Raw genomic sequence first — 1619 nt, 5'->3', positions numbered from 1 at the left:
CTTGATCTTTAACCTGTGCGGCGAGGTCGAGGGGTGCTGGACTTCTTTGTCTTCTTCTCCGGCGGCGGCTTCGTGGTGTCTGTTTTGCGGACCGTGTGGACGTCGTGGCGTGGGGCCGGGTGGGTGTTCTTGCGGCCAGGAGGTCGGCCGGGGCCGGGGCGGCTGGGTTTCGGTGCTCCGGCCGGGCAGGCCGCCTTCGGGCGGAGGTGCCGAAATCCTCGCCGGACGCGGGCGGGAGTCAGACGTTCGGGTGGCGCGGGCTGCTCCCAGGGGCGGCGGAGGTCGGCCGCGAGCGGGCGGGCGAGCCGGAGCTGGGTGAAGGCCGCCAGGATCAGCCAGGTCCAGCGGTCGGCTGCCTCGGGAGTGCGGATCTTCGGACAGGTCCATCCGAGGGTCTGCTTGAAGAGGCGGAAGGTGTGTTCGATGTCGAATCGGCGGAGGAAGGCCTGCCAGAGCCGGTCGGTGTCGGCGGGGGCGGCATCAGTGCCGGACCACCACAGCCAGACCGGCTTGGGAATGGCGCCGCTGGGCAAGTGGCCGACCTCCAGGCGGATCACCGTGCCTTCGATGACCGGCAGGGGACCGGCCTGAGCCGTCCAGGAGGAGCGGTGGGTCAGCCGCGGGTGCAGCCGGTCCCAGGAGCGGGCCCTCGCGGTGCCGTAGAGGCGGGTGTCGGTGACGGTCTCGGTGTCCGGGGCGCCCCAGGTGGCCGGGTCGCCGAAGACGAACTCGCCGCCATGGCGGGGCGGCCGGCCCCTGGTGGCGGGAAGCCGGGGCGGACACGCCCTGCGCAGGACGCGGTCCGAGCGCATCCTGGCCAGCACCTGGACGGGCAGGTCTGCCAGCAGGAAGGCCAGGCGCGGGGCGTCGTAGCCGGCGTCCGCGACAACGAGGAGGTCCGGGTCGCCGTTGCGCCACTGGCCGACGGTGATCAGGCGGTCGACGAGCTCGCGCAGTTGCCGTGCGGTGGCGGTGGCGGCGTCGTCGCCCGGTGCCAGTCTCAGCGCGTCCAACGGCGCGGTCCACGAGCTGCGGCCCGGCTCCAGAGCGGTGATGACCGAGTAGGGCCAGCCCGGGATCGGGATGTGCTGGTCCTTTCCCCGCCCGTAGGTGTGGCACAGAATCCGCTCCGGTGAGGTGTGGGCGTCTGGCCGCAGCCAGCAGGTGATGTCCACGGCCAGCACGATCCGGCCGTCGGTCGCCCGGGGCAGGGGCACCGATGCCAGCGCCCGCCTCACCAGGTCGGCATCGAGGTCGCCGTGGGCCAGAGCGTCGTAGAGCCCGCCATGACCTCGACGGTGTTCGCCCACCAGGGAGAGCTCCACCAGCGACCTGACCGGCCCGTCGGCGCACAGCACCGCGTCGGTCAGCTCGAACAGCGCATCCCCGCGCCGGGTGAAACAGGAGTAGAACTCCCCCCGGAAGCGTGACAGTTCAGCGAACGCATCCTCACGGACGCCCTCGTGCAGCAGACTCATCCCACGGCCTTCGTCATGGTCACGTGCATTCCTTGGTCGGAGCACATGATCAGGCGAAGGCCGCTTCCGTGTACGGGAGTTACCGATACGAGTGATCAAGTTCGGCAGCCCGTTCGAGGCTACTGCTTAAAGATCAAGCTA

1 protein-coding gene is annotated in these 1619 nt (G+C 70.4%); it reads right to left on the bottom strand.

Going from position 1 to position 1619, the window contains the following annotated elements; genetic code table 11:
- Positions 1 to 8 precede the first annotated feature (8 nt).
- The gene (locus ACZ3TI_RS40950) at positions 9 to 1478 is read right to left on the bottom strand and encodes an NF041680 family putative transposase (protein WP_465735684.1); all 1470 of its coding nucleotides are present in this window, start codon (positions 1476 to 1478) and stop codon (positions 9 to 11) included.
- Between the last annotated feature and the right edge of the window lie 141 nt (positions 1479 to 1619).

The organism is Kitasatospora sp. NPDC023120 (assembly GCF_055560835.1).
The sequence above is the reverse complement of the archived record's forward strand: the minus strand, read 5'-3'. Positions and strand labels throughout refer to the sequence as shown.